Here is a 16,306-nt window from a genome sequence, read left to right as displayed (position 1 = left end):
TGTTGCTCCTATTTCAGACCTGGTCACCCGCTTTTATGCGCGGTTCCTCAGTCAAGACCATCCTGGTGTAATTGGGCATTTAGGCACCAGTTTTGGCAAACATCATGTCAGTTTAGAATCTGTGGTGCAAATTGGTTTCCAAGGAAACTTAGCAGAGATTGTGGTCGTCACTCATGATGTGCGTGAAGGGAACTTCCGAGAGGCTCTAGATGAAATTCGGACTCTAGAGGCAGTGGATAGTATTCCTAGTATTTTAAGAGTGCTTTGAAGGTTGAAGAGTTGAAGGTTGAATAGTTGAAGGTTCACTAGTTGAAGGTTTAATCTTTTAGAGGGTTGAGGGAAGTCCTTGGCCAAAAGGCCACGCTACGCGAACGGGGAAAGTTCAAACCATAGTAGCCATTCCCGAAGGTTAGGTTGTTTGCTTGAAGTCTAAAAGTTGAAACCGTTTACCTGTGCCCTAGTCTTGATCTATGACTCAATCCTTAACAATGAATGTAGTGCGCTGGCTCCCAATTATTTCTACAATTTTTTGGCTAGTGACCCCAACTGTTGCTAGTTCAAACTTGGGAACAACTGATTCCTATCCTGGTTCTTTATCTGTAGATGATGGTTGGCGATGGACTTCGTCCCGCTTTCAGCGATGGACTTCGTCCCGCTTTCAGCGAACGCAAAGCCAGTTAAATTTCACACATTCCACACTTCAAGCAGCCAACCTACAACCTTGGCCAAAAGGCCACGCTACGCGAACAACTCTGACAGTACAAACAGTACAACAGCCACAAAACACAGTAACTCAAAACACAACTATAGAGGATATTTGTCCACCGCCAGTGCTCTCTCGCTTAACTCGCCACCAAGTGGTTGCAGGTGAAACCGTCGAGAGTATTGCCAACAAATACAACCTTGAAGAGGCTACACTACTTCGATTTAATCGAGCCTTAAACCGGCAGTCAATGCCAGTGGGGCAAGAGATTCTGATTCCGCCATTCAATGGTATCTTGGTGAATGTGCCATTGAATGCCACTTGGCAAGACTTAGCAGACGCCTACGGTGTCCGTGCTGCGGTTTTATTTGAGTTAAATGGTTGTAAAAAACCCTCTAAGCAAGCCTTTATCCCAGGGTTAAATTCCCTTGGCATAGGTATTCCCACAGCAACGAGGGAAACTCCGACTGTAGATAGCTACACCGGATTGACTAATTATCCCTTACCAACTGTGGCAGGGATAGGACTGGATTACGGCTGGCGGCAAGACGCTGGTGAGGATGAAAAGAAGTTTCACGCTGGTGTGGATTTACTCGCACAGGAAGGTACTCAGGTTTTTGCTACTGATAGCGGTATCGTTGCCTATGCTGGAGCACAAGACACTTATGGCAATTTGGTAGTGATTAATCATGAGGGAGGACGCCAAACCCGCTATGCTCACTTAAACCGTACTAGTGTCAGTCCAGGTCAGCAAATTAATGTTGGACAGTTATTGGGGACAGTGGGGACTACGGGAAATCCTGACATTAACCAACCCCATCTACATTTTGAGGTTCGTTTGAATTCCCCTGGGGGTTGGGCAGCACAAGATCCAAAATTGCATTTGAAAATGACTCCTTAGTGACCATTGAGCTGACTGGCTTGGTTAATCGTGAATCTACAATAGTCAGCTATTGCTGATCGTGATATGAACCCACTTTCCGCACTTCATTTTTTAGCTGTCCGGCAAAATTCATCCCACACCTAATGCTACGCATTAGGTGTGGGATGAATTTTGCACAGGGTATTATAAAATTGCTATAATATATGTACTGATAAACAAAGCCGTTCGCGTAGCGTGGCCTACGGCCTTAAATGCTGGGCAAGTCAGCCACTTACGTGCCTAAAAAATAGAACTCATTGTATTGTTCCGGTGGGTCGGGGCATCCCGTGTCGTTAATAAAGTAACCCGTGTATCCGAACGCGCCCCGCGTCGGCGAAAGCCGATAGTGATGGCTGGAGTTGGTAAGAAGCCCACACTGTAATCTTCGATGAGCGTGTGGGAGTATGTCACCGAAAATTCTGTAGGAAAAATTGGTGAAGGGGACTTTTCTCGAATTCAGCGTCTATGTTTACCTTTTGATAGGCTGATTTCAAAAATCAGCCTATCAAAAGGTAAACAAAAACGTCGAATCAGAAAGGCGGCCAGAATAATCACTATCAGAATACAGAACTTGATCAATGAATTGCATCACAAAGCTGCCAGATTTTTGGTTGACAATTTTGACTTTATTCTGCTTCCCACTTTTGAGACATCTCAAATGTCAAAACGACAAGAGCGAAAGATTCGTTGGCCAAAAGGCCACGCTACGCGAACAAAAACAGTCCGAAACCTACTCTCTTTTGCTCATTACAGGTTCAAACAGTTCCTTAAGCATAAAGCTTTCGAGACAGGAAAGCTCGTAGTTGATGTATGTGAAGCCTACACCAGCCAAACTGTCAGCTGGACAGGTGAACTCGTCAAAATTGGTGGAAGCAAAATCATTAAGTCCAAAATTGATGGTCAAAAAATGGATAGAGATATAAATGGCGCTCGTGGGATATTCCTGAGAGCTTTGGTAGATACACCCTGGATGCGAGAGCATCTTGCCTTGGCGGGCTAATTTCTACCTTGGTAGACTTTGGTAGCTAAAAAGTATCGGAATACAGTTGATCACAGACTTAATTATTGAAAATAGAGTCAGTAAATTTAGGTGCTATAGGTATCTTCAATGAATTGTGAAAATTTTTGATTCCTACTCCCTGCTCCCTGTTCCCTGCTCCCTTTCCTATGGGTATAACCCTGGCAATTTATAGATCCTGTAAGTATTACACAACTAGCGATTGAGCGTAGGTCACGGGACGGGAATGCCATAGGATCCTAATCATTAATCCAAACTAGGCTCAAATCACTTAATCCTTCTGAGGATAAAGGTTGTATAAATTAGCGGCTCCGAAAGGGTAAAAAAATATAGTTCATAGAACATACCACATTATAGCACCAGCCAAAAGCAAATCTGAATTGGGTCTAAAAAAAAGGCTTGACAAATTATTTTTAAGATATTAGTATGATTAAGTAAAACCAGAGCTGTGATGATTCAATCTGCCTATTATAACATAAAACTTCTGGTCAAAATGCTTATGGGTAAAGCTTGGCCAGGATTTAATCAGATAGGCAAATCTAAAGCTTAGATGCGCAACAGCTTATCAAAAATTTAGGGTGCTTAAAAAAATGAGAGCTAACCGGTTGTGTGCTAGGTCTGTTTAAGGATATACCTGCCACAATCACCAGCTGGTTTCTATAGCTATTTGCAGCTTAAAGGTTAAAGGTTAACTACCTCTGGACGTGTTGTTCACAGCCCTCTGTCAGCAAGAGGGTAATAACTTAGATACACATTAGATACACACCAACGAGGTAAATTAATGTTCAAATTCATCAAGCAATTGTTCTTAGCTGGTCTACTCAGCATTCTGATTACCAGCGGTATTTTTGTACCGAAAGCCTATGCTCAGTTTCCTTGTCAACCTCCTGGTCCTGATAACGGTACTCTATGTGCTGTTGTCTTCTCTGAAAAAGGTCCCCAAGATGGTCAAAGCTGGCGTAGCAGTGATAATTTCAGCACAGGATATTGCCCAGGAACTCAGATGATGTGGATCGCCCAAGGTCCGGATGCTGAAAACATTGAATTTGGTCTTGCAAAAGATGTAAGTGGAAGTGACCCTACTTTACAGGATCCAATTGTATACTGTGGAATCACTACTATGTTCCAAGATAACAATCTGTACCTAGGAAATCCAAGGGGAGCGGGTCAAACGTTCTCAGTGCATGTTTACACTAATGAACCCATGCCTCAGTAAAGTTCAAGTTGGCAGATTAGAGTAATCCAGAATTAGAGTAATCTAGTTTACCTTCTGTTCTGGCTTTCTAGAATAAAGAGATAGATGCAAGGGAATCATAGAATGAACTACCTTGTGTCTATCCTCCTGTGTCTATCCGCCTTTGTAGAAATCATACTCTAATTGACTACTCTAATTCACTAACGTTCTAGACAGTTACTGTTGAAAACACTGTTGAAAATACTGTTGAAAAACAAAGTGATTAAGATGTTCAAAACCCTTAAGCAATTTTTCATAGCTGCTTTACTGAGTCTGATTATTACCAGTCTCATCCCTGTACCGAAGGCTTATGCCTCAGCTTGTGAACCTCAAGGCGAGATCTGTTTTATTGGCTGGTCAGAATCAAGACCCCAAGATGGTCAAACTTGGCGTAGCAGTGATAATTTCAGCACACGATATTGCGAAGGTGACCTGATACAATGGCAGATCGAACTGACAGATGAAGCTGATCAGATTGAATTTAGTGTTGCACAAGATCAACCCGGTTCTGACCCCACAATTTTTCGAGACCTGCGTGATTGTTCTTTTACAGAGCTGGTAAAAGACCCTAAAATGTACATAGGAAATCCCAATGGTGCTACTCAACTTTTTCAAGTATTAGGTTATACTTCCACTTGCGAAGACAATGGTGGGGGAAATCAAAATACTACCTGTGACTATAGTGACTCCCTTAATATTGGTCAGGTTTTTAAACCAATGAGTCACAACAGTTACGAGCTACAATATGCCAATAGTTTGGCGGAAGTCCTAGACCAGGTAAAAGCGATCGAGATTGATATCTTTGATTCGCCTTTCGGAATTGGTGGTGGTGGCTCAGTACCAGGAAATTGGTTCGTATTTCACAACCCGACAGATTTCCCACGCAATAACTGTAGTGGTAAATTCCTATCAGACTGCCTGAATGATGTCAGACAATGGCACGAAGAAAATCCCGAACACGAGCTTGTTACTATCTTGATTGATAAGAAACAAGGTTGGGGGCAAAAGGGCGAACAAAGGGGTCCCCAGGATCTAGATGCTCTAATTATAAGAATACTATCTCCAAATAATGCAGATATTTTTTACGAACCCACTGACTTACTAGAAGGGGAGGGCTGCTTACAAAACAGCGAAGGACTATCATCTATGCGAGTTGCTGCACAAAATAATTGTTGGGGCAAAGAGGGTGATTATAAAGGACAATTCATGGTAATCATTGGCGGTAGTGGACCGGCAGGAGGAATAACAGGAAATCCTAACCCAGTAATTGCTCAATATGTTCGAGATACAAACTACAATCAAGGGTTGATATTTGCTTGCCCTGATGTAGAGACACTAGAAGAGATTACTGGAATACCAAAGAGTTTCGATGCCAAGACGGCGGAGTCTGTAGTCTGCGATAATTTCATTTTCGAAAGCATGTCTAGCAGTTTAGGAGAGGCTGTCAGAAGCAATAACTATGTATCCCATGTTGGAGTGATTTCCCCAGAGAATGATTGTTCCTACAGCACTGCAGTTAATAGCTATGGACTTAGCTACATTGGAATAGATAATTTTGAAATAAAAGACTGGAATGATGGTAGAATGAAAGGCGGCTACAATTGCGAGCAGTAGGATAGGGCAGCATTCCCTAATATTCCTAGGGGGGCTTAATTGGTGTAGCCCGATGTTAGCTATCAGCTATTAGCCGTCAGCTTATTTTATTAAAAAGCTGAAAGCTAATGGCTGATAGCTCAAGGCTTACACTCAGATTAAACGTTCCCGTAGCGTGGCCTTTGGCCTTAGCTTATCTCTTTTATTCAAAAGCACCTCAAGTAGCGTGGGCATAGCCCATTAGCTGATAGCTGATCGCTGATAGCTGACAGCCCCATCCTTAAGGATAGGGCTACACCAAAAAATGCTAACCAACTAAATTTTAACTAACCAACTCAGTGGCCCGTTTGGCCAAAGCCTCAGCAGTCAAACCATTAAAGGCCATAATTTGACCAGCACTGCTAGCAGTTTCACCACGCTTCCAAGAAACCACATCCCGCTTGCAAGTACTACGTAACATAATCGGTTCCAGCATGGCACTGGTACCACCAGTAACACCAATCAATCCATCCCCACCAAACAGCCGTTCAAACCCCTGATCATCTAAGAAACCCCCATCAGCTTCACTACAGGTTTTCCAAGCCGTATCATCAGGACGGTACAAACGGCGGGGACTGATTACCGAAACAATCCGCACCCCAATCCCTTGGTCTTCCAAATTAGAAGCAGCATCAAACACTGGTATCAGGCTCATATCCCCAATCACCGCAAACACAACGGTTTTACTGCCTTTAGTTTCATGCAAAACCACTGCACCATCTTGCAAGCCTTGACGGGTTTGCTCAAAGGTCGTGCGCACCGGTAAGGGTGACTTACTAGCAGTAATGGTAATTCCTTTATTCTTAGTACTCAGCGCCCACTCATAACACACTTGGATACTATTAGCATCACAGGGAAACAACGGGAAAATATTGCCATTGCGCATCATAGCAGCAAAGTAATTTTCAATTTCAGGACGCTGGTGAGTCCAACCATTCCGTCCTTGCTCCAGTGCCCCAGCCGTAAATAATGTAATAGTAGAGGGAGTAGGACGGCGCAATTCTGCCATGGCTTGGGTAACGGTTTGCCAAATGGGTAACCCATTGATAGCAAAAGATTCATAAGAACACCACAGAGTACGAGCTCCAAACAAAGCTAACCCTACCGCTAATCCAGCACAAGCATCTTCACTCAAGGGTTCATACACCTGACCTTTTGGGCCTTGGAAGTAAATTTCATCCGGGGTGGGGTGGATAATTTTTAGGGCTTGGTTAATATTATTAATTCCAGAAGCAGCATTCCCATCAGCATTGGAAATAATAAAATTAGGGTCTTTTTGCCCCACATGAGCAACTATCGTTCCCATCGCGGTAGTTGCTATTTTTTTATCGCCATCAATCACAAATTCCTCTAAAGGCAATTTACCTAAATCTGGTAAAGGCAATTCCTTTTCTGTGACTACAGTATGAGCCGCTGGCCCTCCTCCAGAACGCTCAAAATTTATCCTCACTAATTCCCAGGCTTGAGACGGTAACGCCCGAGCTTTAAGGGCACTAACAATATAATCTTTTTCCAGGGTATCTCCTGGGTAAAGATTGTGAGCTTTAGCTCCCCGTTTGTGGACTCCCGCTCCTTTTAGTTGTTTAACAATCAGCACCGTTAACTTACCACTCAAAGCTGATTTAGCCGCTTTATCCGTAGCTTCCAAAACCCCTTGGGTAAATGCCAATCGCTTCTGCAAAGAAAACTCAGTGCTATCGACATACTCACCAGGTTGGTCAGCATCATCGTAATCCTTAGCATTGATTAAGATTACTTCTTGGAAACCATTGCCCTGCCAGTATGCAATCATCTCTTGATTGGACTTTGTGGAAACCATACTATGGTGTTCCTGGCTGTAACCATTCCACACTAAGATGGGCAGAAAATTAGTCACCTGGGGATAGGCCGTAGAGAAGTGACCAAAACTGCTCATGATATAAGGTTCACCCAAGCCCCCATCCCCAATCGTAACTGGGAATAGTACCCCTGGATGAAGCAAAGCCCCGGCCATGGCAAAGTGTTGCCCTTGTCCGAGGGGACCAGCCGGATTGAGGAGTCCAGGAATTTGACCAGAAAGGTGTCCGAGCAATCCGTGCATTTCTCGGAAGCGTTCCCCCATCTGTTCTACAGTCTTAATACCCATCTCCTCTAGGGAGCCGTCCAGAAACATGTTACTGTAGAAGCCTGGGGCATGGTGTCCCACTTCAGTAATAATGTTTTTGTAACCCAGCATGACCAAAGCTGCAATCCCTTCCGCAATGCTGGCAAATCCCCCTGGATGACCAGAGGCTTTACTAGCAGTGATGTGCAGGGTTAGGTAGCGTAGGGCATCAGCAGCTAGTAAGGTCTGGAAGACAGCTGCTGGATCATCAGGAGATGGGATGGCTTTTTGCCCCAACGCGATCGCATCTCGTTGACCGTATTGGTCCAAAGTCGCTTCAAAACCCGGTATGGTATTCTCAAAATACTGAATTCCTTGACAGAATGTCGAAACCCTGCTACCAACTGTCATAGTGTCAGAAACCTTTTCTAATTATTACGAGTAATAAACAAATATTACAATCAGCTCGCTGAGTGCGGAATTAGTATATTGGCGAAATTTGGGTTTTAAACCAGTGAAATGTCTTATGGATTACATTGATTGAGACTACTATTGAGACTACTAGAGAACCTGCAACTCTACATCTATTGTTCTACCTACCTTGTAGAGATTCTAATCAAATCTTGCTTTATTTTAATTCCCAAAGACTAACAGAATAGGATTAATCGACTAGTTTTGATTACCATTAATCTTATTGATAGCTTGTCAATAAGCGGATTTCTGATAGTAATCAGGTAACCGAAGGTTTTGTTGCCATATGGCAGTTAGGTTAGATAATGAATTTGTCTTGAGAAAGTAACAGAGGAAAACGAGTGTGAGTAAATTACCTGATGGTCCTCAAATCCCTGACTGGTTACAGTTAATCTATTGGATTGCTAACCCCCTCAAGTATTTGGATCAGTGTGTAGAACGCTATGGAGATACATTTACCATACGGCTAACTGGTTCGAGAACGTTAGTCATCCTCAGCCACCCCCAAGCAATTCAGGAAGTCTTGACCGCTCCTCCTAGCCAGTTTAAATCTGGTGAACGAAATAAGCTGCTACAACCCTTGGTGGGGGAAACCTCAATGACTTTACTCGATGGTAAACCACACCAGCGGCAGCGTAAACTCTTGATTCCTCCCTTTCATGGGCAACGAATTAATTCCTACAGTCAATTGATTTGTGATATTACCCAGCAAGTAGCGAGTCAGTGGGTAATCGGTCAAGCCTTTACTGCCCGTACTGCCATGCAAGACATTACCATCCAGGTAATCATGCAGGGGGTTTTCGGTCTAGGTGAGGGTACCCGTTACCAAAAACTCAAGCTACTGCTGGCAGCCATGCTAGAGGTGACTGCTTCCCCCCTGCGCTCTAGTATGCTGTTTTTTAAGTTCCTGCAACGAGATTTAGGAGCTTGGAGTCCTTGGGGCAAGATGGTGCGGCGTAGGCAGGAAATTTATAACCTCCTTCAGGAAGAGATTAATCAGCGCCGAGAGCAACCCGAGCTAATGGGCAATGACATTCTTAGTTTAATCATGTCCACTCGGGACGAAAATGGTGAGTTGATGAGTGATCAGGAGTTACAAGATCAGTTGATGACTTTGTTGTTTGCGGGTCATGAAACTACTGCAAGCGCTTTAGCTTGGGCATTCTACTGGATTCATCGATTACCGACAGTGCGCCAAAAACTGCTAGAGGAAATTGATAGCTTAGGGGATCATCCAGACCCGATGGCCATTGCCCAACTGCCCTATCTCACAGCAGTTTGCCAAGAAACCCTGCGGATTTACCCAGTGGCGTTTGTGATCTTCGCCCGCATTACCACATCCCCAATTACTATTATGGGTCACCACTATCAGGCCAATACTGCCCTTTTTGCCTGTCCCTATTTAACCCATCGTCGAGAAGACCTCTATCCAGACTCCGATCAGTTTAAACCAGAACGATTCCTTGAGCGTCAATACTCTGCCTATGAGTATGTTCCCTTTGGTGGTGGAAACCGACGCTGTATTGGTGCTGCTTTGGCGATGTTAGAAATGAAACTGGTTTTGGCTAAGGTATTGTCTGACTATCACTTAGCCTTAGCACAAAATACAATCATTAAACCAACTCGTCGTGGAGTAGGAATTACTCCGGAAAATGGGGTTCCGATGGTGATGAGAGGTCAACGTGTTGCTAAGGAGCCAAAAAAACCTGCTACCGTAAATTCTCTTTAGGATCAAAGCAATTGTCCCATAGCAACAGAAACGGTTATCCGTGATCACCGAGAGTCTTTGCCGCCAGTAAGGTCACCGAAAAAGGCCGCTGGATGATCACCAGATGCGATCGCATTGTAAGCATTCAGCTATCAGCCTATGCGCTACGTCACAGGCTTCTAGCCTATGCGCTATGTCCCAGCGTCGTTCGCACAGCGTGGCCATTCGCGTAGCGTGGCCGAAAGGCCAAGGCCAAAGCCTGTGCCACGCTACACGGAACAGCTTTTGAATAAAATAAGCTGACGGCTGACTGCTGACTGCTGACTGCTGAATACTTACATCGCATTTTGCCAGCATACTCTTCCCAACCCGGTATGGTGTTACCAAACAAAATAGTGAATTACTCAGAATATTAAAGATTTTGTGTTCTACAAGGGCTGAGTATAAATAAATGTCAACAAAAGTCTAACTAGCACAGCATCAGAGTTTCAGCCACTGAGGTCACCAATCTGATCATGCTAATCCATCGGTCTGACAATTGGTAATCGAGACTCCTTAACATTTTCTTTACAAAAAGTTTTTAAATCCCTGTTTCCCAATTCCTGATAACACTTCACAATTAACAAACAGTTCCGGTTGTTATCGGTACGGGTATAGCTGAGATGATCAGCGATTTTTTGTAGTATAGCGATGCCACGTCCACCACCAGATTGAGGGTTCATTTGCTGCTTGAGGTCTCTCAGCTGCTGTTCTAAATCAAAGGGAGGGCCTTTATCCCAGATGCGTAACTCTAAACACTCAGGTAATAAAGTAACTTCGACATCAATCGAAACTTCTTCTGGCAAATCTTTGTGAGCATGACGAACGGCATTGGTAAATCCTTCAGCGAGAGCTAATTGGCACTGCAACCAGACTTTTTGGCGAACAGACGATGGTTTGAACTGGTCAAACCATCCCAAAGCGTTTTCTAACGCCTTAAGGTCGCTAGGAAATTGTTGGATAGATGTTTTCAATTTTTTCAATTCCTCAAAATCTTTTACATCAACCACATACATCAACCACATACATCAACCACATTGAAGCCTGATTCTCTTCCATTGGGTACTCTAAGATCAAGGAATCCAGTTTAACCTAGATTTATATCTCCCTGTACCATGGACTAATACTCAATTGCCTTTAAAGAATTGCCTTCAAAGAAAATTTTTTCTAGAAGCTTTGCCAGAAGCACTGGGAAAACCATTGGCGCAAATGGGGTTTCTTTTCCCCTTTTCTATCAAGCCAGGGGGTCTTGCCCTCTAGGGGGTCTTGCCCTCTATAAGCTGTTGCCCAAAATGGCAAAAATTGATGGAGATTTAGAAAAGGGGGAAGAAACCGGAAGCGGTGCAAGACAGAGAAGTTAGAACAAATAAATCCGATACGCCAATAGGGAATGCCATCAATAAAAGTAACTCAGTCTAACTTGTCTTGGGGTCTGATCTAGGTTTCGTGAAATTCAGCCCACAGAATATACTGGCTATCCTAATTGTAAGTCAGTGTATTGATAAATCCTAAAGTAATTTGTAGAACCTCAGTGCCATGAACCAAATTCTGATTATTGATGATGATCCAGCCATGCAAATGTTACTGAAACGGGCCCTTTGCCACCAGGGTTATGAGGTAGCTGTAGCTAGCAACGGTGAAGAAGGTTTGGTGCAGGTAGAAAAGTTACGTCCAGCGCTAGTCATTTGCGATTGGATTATGCCCGGTATGAATGGATTGGACGTCTGTCGTCAACTCAAGGTAACGCCGGGACTCTCAACCACCATATTTATTCTGGTGACATCTCGAAATTCCATTGAAGACCGGGTAGAGGGGTTAGATGCTGGAGCAGATGACTTTCTGTGTAAGCCGATCGAAATAGCAGAGTTGAACGCACGAGTCAGGGCTGGCTTGAGGTTACACCAACTAAGTCATGATTTGCAGCACCAAAAGCAGTTGTTGGAGGGAGAATTAGCAGAGGCAGCAGAGTATGTTAGTTCAATTCTTCCAGACCGGATGATCAAACCATCGGTGACCATTGACACCCGATTTATTCCCTCCCGGAAACTGGGGGGTGATGGCTTTGACTATTATTGGCTAGACTCAGAGCATTTAGCAATTTATCTGCTGGATGCTGCTGGACATGGCTTACGAGCTGCCTTGCCCACACTTTCAGTGCTAAATTTACTCAGGTCGCGGGCTCTAAAGTCGATTAACTACTATGAACCGAGTGATGTTCTACGAGGGTTGAACCAAACCTTCCAGATCACTGAGCGAAATGATAAGTACTTCACGGTCTGGTATGGGGTATATAACCAGGTCAAGCGTCAACTGGTCTATGCTAGTGCAGGACATCCACCCGCAATATTAATTGCTCAGACCCATGGTTCCTTGATGGAAGTACAACGTCTAAAAACCCCTGGCTTACCCGTTGGTATGTTCCCAGATGCCGATTACATTGATCAGTGCTGTGAAATTACTGAATCGAGCACCCTATATATATTCAGCGATGGGATTTACGAGATTAACCAATCCAATGGGAACGTTTGGGGACTTGAGCCCTTCATCAGGTTACTGGCAGAGTGTAAGCAAAATCACAATGGTGCTTGTCACCTAGATTTGATTTTGAAATCTCTGGAAGCCGTGAACCCTAAACACTATTTTGATGATGATTTATCGTTACTGGAAATCAATTTTGTATGAACACCTTTCCCTGGAGTAATCAACCTCAGTTTCCGTAGCGTCGGCCGTTCCCGTAGCGTGCGCCCATGGGCAATGGGCAATGTCAAAAATTGGCAGCTTTTGAAGATAATACAGGAGACTGAAAGGCAGTAAATCATCAGAAGCATTCAGCCAGCTTAGTAGGAGTATAAACAAGGATTGGTGGATTCTTTCGCCAATTTTTTCGAAAAATTCCTGAAAAATCAATTATCATGAATCGAAGCTCCTGAATCGAAGCTCCTGACTCCTGAATCGGAGGATAGTTGGTTATGTCGAATTAATCAAGCTTTAGGGAATTCTCATAAAACATCTTCCTAGCTTCATTAAGCTGGTCTTCATTTAAATTTCATGGTTATGACAGCAGGGAACCAGCGAACCAGGGGAGCAGGGGAGCAGGGGAGAGGGTTTGAGGTTTTTTTTCCTAACTGAATAATATCCAATTTAAATGCGCAACAGCTGAAAACAAAATCTAGGATTGGAAAAGGGCTACGCCCAACAGCGTTCGCCCTATAGACTTCCCGAGAATTATCTTCTAGAAAGCACCTCGCTTTCAAAATCTTCTCGTGTAGAAAATATTTCAAAAACTCTGTCCATGCTGGTCAGTTCAAATAACATTTTGATTTGCTCATTAACTGAGCAGATAGACATGGTGCTCCCAGCAGCACGAACAGTTTTAAGAGCAAGTACCAACGCTCCCAAACCAGAACTATCCATAAAAGTAACATCTTGAAAATCAATCAAAATAATATCTCCTCCAGCTTGCACCAGCTGATTAACCTCTTCACGAAAACTGGCAGCTTTTGTACCATCTAGAATGCCGGAGGGTTGAACTACTTTAAGAGTACTACTCATATACCAAGTTAAGCTAGTTACAAACATATACTGACTTTGCTAGTATAGCCGTGACAATTCATTTCAGCCAGACTTTGTTTGCAGAATAGGTATTGAGCTGACCCACGCCCTACCCTACTACTACAGCACTAATCGCTTCTTTCAGGATTAGCCTCACCGATAAAGAGCATAGTAAACTTGAATTTGGGATGAATTTGGGGGCTAATAACGGGGGCTAATAACGGGGGCTAATAACGAAAAGCAAGATTTGAACCCATCTACCCTTAGTGCTATCCGTGGTGTCCGCTCGGGTCTTCACGGTTCCATCCCCTAAGCCCACTCCCCCAAGAACTCCCAATATACACTAGAATTCCCTTGACAGAGCCCCAAACTATCCTGAAACCATGTCCAATTCAAATCCCATTCCAGTAGTTGTAAACGGTGCCGCCGGAAAAATGGGTCGAGAGGTGATTAAGGCTGTATCTGTTGCCCAAGACATAACCCTAATCGGTGCCATTGATACCAATCCTAAGTATCTAGGTCAAGACGCCGGAGAAGTTGCCGGGTGCGAACCAGTTGAAATTCCCATTCTCAATGACCTGCAAGCCAATCTAGTTCTGGCTACCCAAGAAAAAACCCAAGGGGTGATGGTAGACTTTACCCACCCTGACAGCATATACGACAACATCCGAACTGCGATCGCATACGGTGTCCGGCCTGTAGTTGGCACCACTGGTCTGAGTCCCGACCAAATCAAAGACCTCTCGGAATTTGCTGAAAAAGCCAGCACTGGCTGCCTAATTATCCCCAACTTCTCCATTGGTATGGCATTACTGCAACAAGCAGCTGTGCAAGCCTCCCAATACTTTGACCACGTAGAAATCATCGAACTCCATCACAACCAAAAAGCCGACGCTCCCAGCGGTACTGCCATTCAAACCGCCCAACGCATGGCTGGAGCAGGTAAAACCTATAATCCGGCAATGGTAGAAGAAACCGAAAAACTAAAAGGTGCGAGGGGAAGCATTGCAGAAGACAACATTCGGATTCATAGCGTGCGTTTACCTGGCTTAATTGCTCACCAAGAAGTCATCTTCGGTGCCCCTGGTCAAATCTACACCCTACGTCACGACACCAGCGACCGTTCCTGCTATATGCCAGGAGTACTGCTCGCGATTCGCAAAGTTACCCAGCTCAAGGGTCTACTATATGGGTTAGAGAAAATTTTGTGACCAGTTATTGGTTATTGGTTATTGGTCATTAGTCATTAGTCATTAGTCATTCGTGATTTGTCAAAATTGAGATCAATCACAACAAATCTAAAAACTAAATACTAAATACTAAGTAACTAAAGACTAAGGACTAAGAACTAAGTACAAAACCCATGCTAATTCCCATCACTCGCCAGAAGTTTGAACAAATGGTTCCCGTCCTAGCTACGGGACTCCAGTATCGCTACTACTGGGGTAAGTTTCGAGATTTTTTAAGGCGACTGTTAATTTCTCTAATCGCAGTCGTTGTGATTTTAATTTTAGCTTTGATTCTTGGTTCAGGTTTTGCTCCCTTCCGCGTGTTATTCGAGATCACTGCAGGGCTTTACTGGTTGTGGGGTCCTGTATATTGGGCAAGTATGCGGAACCTGAAGCTGCGCCGATATGCCTATAGCGGCTTCTGGCAGGGTCGAATCGAGGATGTATTTGTGACGGAGGAGTTGATTGGTACAGAAGAACAAGTCAATCAGCAGGGTGAGTTGGTAATTGTGGAACACCGGGAGAGACGGTTAAATCTAGAAGTGGAAGATGAAACTGGATTTATGAGTCAGCTGCAAGTTCCCCTAGAACGCCTCCACAAAAATATTTCAACTGGACAAATTGCTCAGATGTTGGTCATGTCCAATCAGCCTGACTTAGGCAAGATTGCCCAGACGAGTGATATTTATATTCCTAGCTTAGACATTTGGGTAAATGACTATCCTTACGTGCAACGAGATGTCTTTGTCCAAGTTAGTCGTAAATTGAGGGATGAAGAGCGCTCTTATTCGAGACAACGTCCCCGTAGTTCTAGGCGTCGAAGGTCTTATTAAGGATTAACGGTGTGCGGCTCGTTCGTGCCTAGGATCCTCTAGTTTCTAGAGGGGTAGTGGGATTCGTTGGCTAGAAACCATACCCTACACCCCACACCCAGTAAGCCTAACAAGGCTGATTATCACCCCGTCAGGTAAATGCTATTTGACATCTTCCCCGGTTAAAATACGGGGGATTCTACAGCGATGCAGCGCGGTCTTGGGGGTTTCCCCCATGAGCGACTGCATCAAGAAAGGTTGTTACGAGGCGGGTTAAAACCGCGCCTCTTCTCTTCTTGTTCGGTATAAACCGATATGAGAGTGTCAAACTCCCCTACCCACCTTGGTCAGAATTTAATCTAACTGTGTGGTTACTTTTCGCCATCAATTGCCTAGCCATTTTAAGTTATACCTCTTTTTTTGACGGTTTCCATCTTTTGGGTTTTTCACCATTTTTTTTGAGAGGTTAGTGGACAGTAGGCAAAAGTATCACAAAGCTTGGCCATTGCCTCAAGTAATTTGCGCTTACTTTAACTATGTTCTTAGTGCCACGATCTTGTGTCAATTAAATAAATTTCCCGAAAACCAAGGGTTTTGTAGTGACATTGGATCTGGTTTACGCACTTTCATGGCGCACGAGGAATATTTCTTCGTGAAGCGCGGAGATACCCCCTGGCGCTCGTAATCAGCTGGCATTGGCGGGCTAAGGTCTACCTTGGTAGATTTTGGTAGCTAAAAAGTATCGGCTATCGTCGTCAAGGTAAAACGCTTTACTGGATTAGAGTCGATGCCTGGTATTACCCAGGGCACCTCTCCTTCAAATCCGGACGTGAAAGTTTCCCCTCATCCGGCTCCTGGATATCCTAGTCTTTCGACTTGCCCCCGTGGATGTTTTGGTGACAA

General features: G+C 44.1%; 13 protein-coding genes and 1 pseudogene. 10 read left to right on the top strand and 4 right to left on the bottom strand.

Going from position 1 to position 16,306, the window contains the following annotated elements; all coding sequences use genetic code 11:
- The 5 genes and pseudogenes from F6K20_RS04985 to F6K20_RS04965 all read left to right on the top strand — a co-directional run.
- On the top strand, positions 1 to 268 hold a 268-nt coding region (locus F6K20_RS04985; RefSeq protein WP_287293950.1), incomplete at its 5' end, for an ACT domain-containing protein.
- Between the two features lie 202 nt (positions 269 to 470).
- The gene (locus F6K20_RS04980; protein ID WP_287293948.1) at positions 471 to 1,604 is read left to right on the top strand and encodes a M23 family metallopeptidase; all 1,134 of its coding nucleotides are present in this window, start codon (positions 471 to 473) and stop codon (positions 1,602 to 1,604) included.
- Between the two features lie 424 nt (positions 1,605 to 2,028).
- Positions 2,029 to 2,625, top strand: a pseudogene (locus F6K20_RS04975) (zinc ribbon domain-containing protein); the annotation flags it as partial.
- Between the two features lie 799 nt (positions 2,626 to 3,424).
- Positions 3,425 to 3,859, top strand: coding sequence for a hypothetical protein (locus F6K20_RS04970; protein WP_008185865.1), 435 nt, complete (start codon positions 3,425 to 3,427; stop codon positions 3,857 to 3,859).
- Between the two features lie 246 nt (positions 3,860 to 4,105).
- Entirely contained in the window at positions 4,106 to 5,491 is a 1,386-nt protein-coding gene (locus F6K20_RS04965) for a PI-PLC domain-containing protein (RefSeq protein WP_048815270.1), read from the top strand.
- A 301-nt stretch (positions 5,492 to 5,792) separates the two neighbouring features.
- Here F6K20_RS04965 and F6K20_RS04960 read toward each other — a convergent pair whose 3' ends face one another.
- The gene (locus F6K20_RS04960) at positions 5,793 to 8,003 is read right to left on the bottom strand and encodes a phosphoketolase family protein (protein ID WP_008185869.1); all 2,211 of its coding nucleotides are present in this window, start codon (positions 8,001 to 8,003) and stop codon (positions 5,793 to 5,795) included.
- 403 nt (positions 8,004 to 8,406) lie between these two features.
- On the opposite strand from F6K20_RS04960, the gene F6K20_RS04955 reads away from it, so the two are divergent.
- Entirely contained in the window at positions 8,407 to 9,792 is a 1,386-nt protein-coding gene (locus tag F6K20_RS04955) for a cytochrome P450 (RefSeq protein ID WP_008185871.1), read from the top strand.
- A gap of 96 nt (positions 9,793 to 9,888) precedes the next feature.
- On the opposite strand, the gene F6K20_RS04950 is transcribed toward F6K20_RS04955, so the two are convergent.
- A complete protein-coding gene (locus F6K20_RS04950; RefSeq protein WP_131827080.1) occupies positions 9,889 to 10,128 on the bottom strand; it encodes a hypothetical protein in 240 nt (79 codons plus the stop codon).
- 161 nt (positions 10,129 to 10,289) lie between these two features.
- Positions 10,290 to 10,784: an ATP-binding protein gene (locus F6K20_RS04945; protein ID WP_229414557.1), complete on the bottom strand. Its 495-nt coding sequence runs from the start codon at positions 10,782 to 10,784 to the stop codon at positions 10,290 to 10,292.
- Positions 10,785 to 10,955: 171 nt separating this feature from the next.
- Here F6K20_RS04945 and F6K20_RS04940 point away from each other — a divergent pair, with 171 nt between their 5' ends.
- Together F6K20_RS04940 and F6K20_RS04935 are read left to right on the top strand one after the other, a co-directional pair.
- Entirely contained in the window at positions 10,956 to 11,171 is a 216-nt protein-coding gene (locus F6K20_RS04940; RefSeq protein WP_008185876.1) for a hypothetical protein, read from the top strand.
- 175 nt (positions 11,172 to 11,346) lie between these two features.
- Positions 11,347 to 12,492 carry a PP2C family protein-serine/threonine phosphatase gene (locus F6K20_RS04935; protein ID WP_008185878.1) on the top strand — a complete coding sequence of 382 codons (1,146 nt, stop codon included), beginning with the start codon at positions 11,347 to 11,349 and terminating at the stop codon, positions 12,490 to 12,492.
- Between the two features lie 543 nt (positions 12,493 to 13,035).
- Here the strand turns inward: F6K20_RS04935 and F6K20_RS04930 are convergent.
- Positions 13,036 to 13,362, bottom strand: coding sequence for an STAS domain-containing protein (locus F6K20_RS04930; RefSeq protein ID WP_044493677.1), 327 nt, complete (start codon positions 13,360 to 13,362; stop codon positions 13,036 to 13,038).
- Between the two features lie 383 nt (positions 13,363 to 13,745).
- Here F6K20_RS04930 and dapB point away from each other — a divergent pair, with 383 nt between their 5' ends.
- Together dapB and F6K20_RS04920 are read left to right on the top strand one after the other, a co-directional pair.
- The gene (gene dapB, locus F6K20_RS04925; protein ID WP_008185885.1) at positions 13,746 to 14,573 is read left to right on the top strand and encodes a 4-hydroxy-tetrahydrodipicolinate reductase; all 828 of its coding nucleotides are present in this window, start codon (positions 13,746 to 13,748) and stop codon (positions 14,571 to 14,573) included.
- Positions 14,574 to 14,725: 152 nt separating this feature from the next.
- Positions 14,726 to 15,424, top strand: coding sequence for a DUF8619 family protein (locus tag F6K20_RS04920; protein WP_287293944.1), 699 nt, complete (start codon positions 14,726 to 14,728; stop codon positions 15,422 to 15,424).
- Positions 15,425 to 16,306 lie beyond the last annotated feature (882 nt).

The sequence above is a fragment of the Moorena sp. SIO2C4 genome, assembly GCF_010672485.1.
Lineage (GTDB): Bacteria > Cyanobacteriota > Cyanobacteriia > Cyanobacteriales > Coleofasciculaceae > Moorena > Moorena producens.
The sequence above is the reverse complement of the archived record's forward strand: the minus strand, read 5'-3'. Positions and strand labels throughout refer to the sequence as shown.

Excerpts from the sequence above, each read along its gene's own strand:
- F6K20_RS04980 (WP_287293948.1), top strand. The coding sequence starts at position 471 with ATGACTCAATCCTTAACAATGAATGTAGTGCGCTGGCTCCCAATTATT.
- F6K20_RS04970 (WP_008185865.1), top strand. The coding sequence starts at position 3,425 with ATGTTCAAATTCATCAAGCAATTGTTCTTAGCTGGTCTACTCAGCATT.
- F6K20_RS04965 (WP_048815270.1), top strand. The coding sequence starts at position 4,106 with ATGTTCAAAACCCTTAAGCAATTTTTCATAGCTGCTTTACTGAGTCTG.
- F6K20_RS04960 (WP_008185869.1), bottom strand. The coding sequence starts at position 8,003 with ATGACAGTTGGTAGCAGGGTTTCGACATTCTGTCAAGGAATTCAGTAT.
- F6K20_RS04950 (WP_131827080.1), bottom strand. The coding sequence starts at position 10,128 with ATGCTGGCAAAATGCGATGTAAGTATTCAGCAGTCAGCAGTCAGCAGT.
- F6K20_RS04935 (WP_008185878.1), top strand. The coding sequence starts at position 11,347 with ATGAACCAAATTCTGATTATTGATGATGATCCAGCCATGCAAATGTTA.
- F6K20_RS04930 (WP_044493677.1), bottom strand. The coding sequence starts at position 13,362 with ATGAGTAGTACTCTTAAAGTAGTTCAACCCTCCGGCATTCTAGATGGT.
- dapB (WP_008185885.1), top strand. The coding sequence starts at position 13,746 with ATGTCCAATTCAAATCCCATTCCAGTAGTTGTAAACGGTGCCGCCGGA.
- F6K20_RS04920 (WP_287293944.1), top strand. The coding sequence starts at position 14,726 with ATGCTAATTCCCATCACTCGCCAGAAGTTTGAACAAATGGTTCCCGTC.